This is a genomic window from Stenotrophomonas capsici, assembly GCF_034961085.1.
Lineage (GTDB): Bacteria > Pseudomonadota > Gammaproteobacteria > Xanthomonadales > Xanthomonadaceae > Stenotrophomonas > Stenotrophomonas capsici.
This window is the reverse complement of record NZ_JAYFUH010000037.1, coordinates 1-6,058: the sequence shown is the minus strand read 5'-3', so window position 1 is coordinate 6,058 and position 6,058 is coordinate 1. Positions and strand designations below refer to the sequence as shown.

The 6,058-nt window shown below is 67.4% G+C and carries 5 protein-coding genes; 4 read left to right on the top strand and 1 reads right to left on the bottom strand.

Features of this window, described 5'->3' with window-relative positions; translation table 11 throughout:
* Positions 1–1,411: TldD/PmbA family protein (locus VA603_RS01055; RefSeq protein ID WP_323437682.1), on the top strand; the 1,411-nt coding region annotated here is incomplete at its 5' end.
* 204 nt (positions 1,412–1,615) lie between these two features.
* Here VA603_RS01055 and VA603_RS01050 read toward each other — a convergent pair.
* Positions 1,616–2,389 carry an SDR family oxidoreductase gene (locus tag VA603_RS01050; RefSeq protein ID WP_323437681.1) on the bottom strand — a complete coding sequence of 258 codons (774 nt, stop codon included), beginning with the start codon at positions 2,387–2,389 and terminating at the stop codon, positions 1,616–1,618.
* Positions 2,390–2,496: 107 nt separating this feature from the next.
* Between VA603_RS01050 and VA603_RS01045 the strand changes: the two genes are divergently transcribed.
* The 3 genes from VA603_RS01045 to VA603_RS01035 all read left to right on the top strand — a co-directional run.
* The gene (locus VA603_RS01045; RefSeq protein ID WP_132862329.1) at positions 2,497–3,405 is read left to right on the top strand and encodes a LysR family transcriptional regulator; all 909 of its coding nucleotides are present in this window, start codon (positions 2,497–2,499) and stop codon (positions 3,403–3,405) included.
* A 245-nt stretch (positions 3,406–3,650) separates the two neighbouring features.
* A complete protein-coding gene (locus VA603_RS01040; protein WP_323437680.1) occupies positions 3,651–5,285 on the top strand; it encodes a TldD/PmbA family protein in 1,635 nt (544 codons plus the stop codon).
* 22 nt (positions 5,286–5,307) lie between these two features.
* Positions 5,308–6,058, top strand: a 751-nt coding sequence (locus VA603_RS01035; RefSeq protein ID WP_323437679.1) for a PmbA/TldA family metallopeptidase, incomplete at its 3' end; no start/stop codon positions are given.

Here is a 6,058-nt window from a genome sequence, read left to right as displayed (position 1 = left end):
CGAAGACAAGGTGCAGAACGTCACCAACAGCGAATCCGCCGGCGTGGGCATCCGCGTGATCGTCGATGGTGCCTGGGGCTTCGCCGCCAGCAACCAGACCAATGCGCAGGGCGTGGCCGTCGCCGTGGCCCAGGCCATGGCGATCGCGCGTGCCAACGCGAAGATCCAGACCCGTGCCGTGCAGCTGGCACCGACGCCGGGCGTCGGTGAGGTGCAATGGGCGACGCCGATCCGCAGCAACGCGATGGCGGTACCGGTCAAGGACAAGGTGGAGCTGCTGCTGTCGATCAACGCCGCGGCGATCAACGCCGGCGCCGACTTCATCAACTCGCAGTTGTTCCTGGTCAACGAACAGAAGTACTTCGCCTCCAGCGATGGCTCGTGGATCGACCAGGACGTGCACCGCATCTGGCTGCCGTTCACCGCGACCGCCATCGACAAGGCCAGCGGCAAGTTCCGCACCCGCGCCGGGCTGTCGGCGCCGGCCGGCATGGGCTGGGAGTTCCTCGACGGCAACGCCGCCGACAAGCACGCGCTGCCCGGTGGCGTGGTGGGCTACGGGCATTCCTATGACCCGGTCGAGGACGCCATCGCCGCCGCGAAGCAGGCGCGCGCCAAGCTCACCGCGCCGTCGGTGAAGCCGGGCAAGTACGACCTGGTGCTGGACCCGTCCAACCTGTTCCTGACCATCCACGAGAACGTCGGCCACCCGCTGGAGCTGGACCGCGTGCTCGGCTACGAAGCCAACTACGCCGGCACCAGCTTCGCCACGCTGGACAAGCGCGAGAGCGGCTATCGGTGGGGCAGCGAGATCGTCAACTTCACCGCCGACAAGACCGAGCCGTACAGCCTGGGCGCGGTAGGGTACGACGATGAGGGCGTGAAGACCCGGCGCTGGGACCTGGTCAAGGACGGCATCCTGGTCAACTACCAGGCCACCCGCGACGAGGTGCACATCCTCGGCGAGAACGCCTCGCACGGCTGCAGCTACGCCGATTCGTGGAAGAGCGTGCAGTTCCAACGCATGGCCAACGTGTCGCTTGCCCCGGGCAAGGCGCCGCTGACGCCGGCGCAGATGGTCAAGGACGTGGAGAACGGCATCTACATCCACGGCCGTGGTTCGTATTCGATCGACCAGCAGCGCTACAACGCGCAGTTCGGCGGCCAGCTCTGCTACCAGATCAGGAACGGCGAGATCACCGGGTTGGTCGAGGACGCGGCGTACCAGATCCGCACGCCCGAGTTCTGGAATGCCTGCAGTGCGATCTGCGACGAACGCGACTTCCGCCTGGGCGGTTCGTTCTTCGACGGCAAGGGCCAACCGGGCCAGGTGTCGGCGGTGTCGCACGGTTCGGCGACGACGCGCTTTGACGGGGTGAGCATCATCAATACCGCGCGGTCGTTGGGGTAAGCGCGAAACGCTGCCCTCATCCGCCCTGCGGGCACCTTCTCCCGCTTGCGGGAGAAGGGAGGGAAGTACCGCACACTGCAGCAAACCGCTTCCTTCTCCCGCAAGCGGGAGAAGGGAGGGAAGCACCGCACGCTGCAGCAAACCGCTTCCTTCTCCCGCAAGCGGGAGAAGGTGCCCCAACGGGGCGGATGAGGGGCGACGCTGTCAGCGCGTCGTATACCCACCATTGACCAGGATCGTCTGCCCGGTCATCCACCAGCCCTCGGACACCAGGAAGCGCACCCACGGCACGATGTCCTGGATGTCGGTCAGGCCGGTGCGCGAGAACGGCGACAGCGCCGCGGCGGTCTTGTGGTACGCCACCGCGTCGGCACCTTCGGCCGGGTAGAAGAACGGGGTGTCCATCGGCCCCGGGCCGATCGCGGTCACCGAGATGCCGCGCTCGCCGAACTCCTTGGCCGCCGCACGGGTGTAGTGCTCCACCGGCGCCTTGGTGCCGGCATAGCTGGAGTAGAACGGGGTGAACGCCCCCAGCAGCGAGGTCACCAGCGTGCACACCTTGCCGTTGTCGGCCAGGTGGCGGCCGGCTTCCTTCAGGAAGAAGAACGCCGCCTTGTTGTTGACCGCGTCCATCTGGTCGAACTCGGCCTCGCTGATCTGGGTCATCGGCTTCTTCAGCACCTTGCCCACCGTGTTGACCGCGATGTCGATGCGGCCCAATGCCTGCCGGGCATCGGCGAACAGCTGCTCCACCGCCGTGGCGTGGGTCAGGTCGGCCTGGAACAGGTGCGCGTCGGCCCCGGCGGCGCGCACCGCCTCGGCGGTGGCCTCGGCCTCGGCACGGGCGGCGTCGCCGTTGTAATGGAGGGCGATGCCGACCGCGCCCTGGGCGGCCAGGTCACGGGCGAGCAGGCCGCCCAGGTTCTTGGCGCCGCCGGCGATGAGGACGGTCTTGCCGTGGATGCGATGGTCGGTCATGGGGCAACTCCTGAGCGGGTGGATGCCCACAGAGGCTATCGGCTTGGAATTCCGGATAAAGCCCGCCATTCTGACTTCACTTGTCGGCCTTTCCGGACAATCCGCCCATGGACCGCATCGAGCTTTACCGCATCTTCGTCCGCGTGGTCGACTGTGCCGGCTTCACCCGCGCCGCCGACCAGCTGAACCTGCCGCGCTCCACCGTCTCCGAGGCGGTGCGCACGCTGGAACAGCGGCTGGGCACGCGCCTGCTCCACCGCACCACCCGCCAGGTCACGCCCACCCAGGACGGGCTGCTGTTCCATGCCCGCTGCCAGCAGCTGATCGCCGACACGGACGAGGCCGAGCAGTTGTTCCGGCAGGCGCCGCAGGCGCTCAGCGGGCGGCTGAAGGTCGATGTCCCCGGCCGCATCGGGCGCCTGATCGTGGCACCGGCGCTGCCGGCGTTCCTGCAGGCGCATCCGCAGATCGACGTGGAACTGGGCATCACCGACCGCAGCATCGACCTGGTCGAGGACGGCGTGGATTGCGCGTTGCGGGTCGGCCCGCTGCAGGACTCGCGCCTGGTGGCGCGCAGCCTGGGCCAGCTGCCGCTGCTCAACGTGGCCAGTGCCGGCTACCTGGCCACGCACGGCGTGCCTGTTCATCCACGCCGGCTGGAGCAGCATTGGGGCGTGTTGTACGCCTCGCCCGGCAGCGGCCGGGTCGAACCCTGGGAGTGGCGCGAACACGGGGCGCTGCACACCCTGCCGTTGCGCGGACGCGTCACCGTCAACAGCGCCGAGGCCTACATCGCCTGCTGCATCGCCGGGATGGGGCTGATCCAGATCCCCGCCTATGACGTGCGTGATGAGCTGGCCGATGGACGCCTGGTGGAGGTGATGCCGGACCACCGCGCCGACCCGATGCCGATGCACCTGCTGTTCCCGCATCGGCGGCATCCCTCGCAGCGGCTGCGGGTGTTCGTGGAATGGCTGCAGGGGGTGATGGGCGACGTGGTCGGGGGCCGCGGGTAACGCATCAACGCCAGCCCTCCCGTTCACTCCTGAACCGCTCCCTCCCTTTGCCGCAGGCAAGGGACGCGTTGCGGAGGGGATGCCGTGCGCCCCGAACCGCACCACCGGCACATCATCCATGCCTAAAGTCACTACCGCTGTCATCGCGCGCCCGCAAGAATCGGGAGGGTTCGCAGAGCATCGCGAAGCCATCGTCGTTCGTTGCCCATTGCCCGCATCGCGGGCCGCGCCTCCGGAGAGCAGCCTTGCAAAGACGTGACTTCCTCGCCCTGACCGGGCTCACCGCCGGTGGCCTGATGGTGCCATCGTTCTTCGGCAAGGCGATCGCCGCCGAGCAGCTGCTCACCGTGCTCGACCCCGCCGTCAAGAAACGCCTGGCCGATGACGCACTGAACGCCGCCCGCGCCGCCGGCGCCACCTATTGCGACGTGCGCATCGGCCGCTACCTGCGCCAGTTCGTGATCACCCGCGAGGACAAGGTCCAGAACGTGGTGAACACCGAGTCCACCGGCACCGGCATCCGCGTGATCGTGAATGGTGCCTGGGGCTTCGCCGCCACCAACGACCTGAGCCCCGCCGGCGTGGTCAAGGCCGCGCAGCAGGCCGCCGCCATCGCCAAGGCCAATGCCAAGGTGCAGACCGCGCCGGTGCAGTTTGCCAAGGCACCGGGCTACGGCGAGGTCAGCTGGCGCACGCCGATCAGGAAGAACGCGATGGAAGTGCCGATCAAGGACAAGGCCGACCTGCTGCTGGGCGTCAATGCCGCCGCGACCGCCGCCGGTGCCAGCTTCGTCAACTCGATGCTGTTCCTGGTCAACGAGCAGAAGTATTTCGCCTCCACCGATGGCTCCTACATCGACCAGGACGTGCACCGCATCTGGGCACCGATGACGGTCACTGCCATCGACAAGGCCAGCGGCAAGTTCCGCACCCGCGACGGCTTGTCCTCGCCGATGGGCCTGGGCTTCGAATACCTGGACGGCGATGCCTCCGGCAAGACCGTGCTGCCCAACGGCGTGACCGTGTACGGCCAGTCCTACGACATGCGCGAGGACGCCATCGCCGCGGCCAAGGACGCGCAGGAGAAGCTCAAGGCGCCATCGGTGAAGCCGGGCAAGTACGACCTGGTGCTGGACCCCTCGCACACCTGGCTGACCATCCACGAATCGGTCGGCCATCCGCTGGAGCTGGACCGCGTGCTCGGCTACGAGGCCAACTACGCCGGCACCAGCTTCGCCACGCTGGACAAGCGCGAGCAGCATTTCCAGTACGGCAGCGACAAGGTCAACATCTTCGCCGACAAGACCCAGCCCGGCTCGCTCGGCGCGGTGGCCTACGACGACGAGGGCGTGAAGACCAAGCGCTGGCCGCTGATCACCGACGGCAAGCTGGTCGACTACCAGACCATCCGCGACCAGGCCCACATCTTGGGCAAGACCGAGTCCGATGGCTGCTGCTATGCCGACTCGTGGTCCAGCGTGCAGTTCCAGCGCATGGCCAACGTGTCGATGGCACCGGGCAAGACCCCGCTGTCGGTGGCCGACCTGGTCAAGGACGTGGAGAACGGCATCTACATCATCGGCGACGGCTCGTTCTCCATCGACCAGCAGCGTTACAACGCGCAGTTCGGCGGGCAGCTGTTCTACGAGATCAAGAACGGGCAGATCACCCGCATGCTGGAGGACGTGGCCTACCAGATCCGCACGCCGGAATTCTGGAACGCCTGCAGCGCCGTGGCCGATGAGCGCGACTACCGCCTGGGCGGCTCGTTCTTCGACGGCAAGGGCCAGCCGGGCCAGGTCTCGGCCGTGTCGCATGGCTCGTCCACCGCCCGTTTCGACGGCATCAACGTCATCAATACCGCGCGCAGCCTCGGCTGATCGTCAAGGAGCTTCGAGAACCATGAGCATCTTCACCGAACAGGAAGCCAAGGCCATCCTGGACAAGGTAATCGCGCTGTCCAAGGCCGATGAATGCACCGCCACGCTGGCCGGCTCGGTCGATGGCAACATCCGTTTCGCGCTGAACAACGTCTCCACCAGCGGCATCGTCAGCAATGCCGAACTGGCCGTGCAGGTGGCCTTCGGCAAGCGCGTGGGCACCGCCTCGATCAACGAGTTCGATGACGCCTCGCTGGAGCGCGTGGTCCGCCGCGCCGAGGACCTTGCGAAGCTGGCACCGGAAAACCCCGAATTCGTGCCGGCCATCGGCAAGCAGCAGTACACCGCCAGCCCGACCTTCAGCGCGTCCACCGCCGCGATCGACCCGGAGTTCCGCGCCAAGGTGGCGGCCGACTCGATCGCCCCGTGCCGCGGCCATGGCCTGGTCGCCGCCGGCTTCCTGGAGGACGGCAACGGCTTCGTCGCCATCGCCAACAGCAACGGCAACTTCGGCTACCAGAAGAGCACCAACTTCAACTACACCTGCACCGTGCGCACCGAGGACGGCCGCGGTTCGGGCTGGGTGGGCCGCAACCTGAAGGACGCATCGGACTTCAGGGCCGACCAGGACATCGAGATCGCCAAGCGCAAGGCCACCGAATCGGCCGAGGCCAAGGCGCTGGAGCCGGGCAAGTACACGGTGATCCTGGAGCCGGCCGCCGCCGCGGGCCTGATCAGCTTCATGATGAATTTCTTCAGCGCCCGCTCGGCCG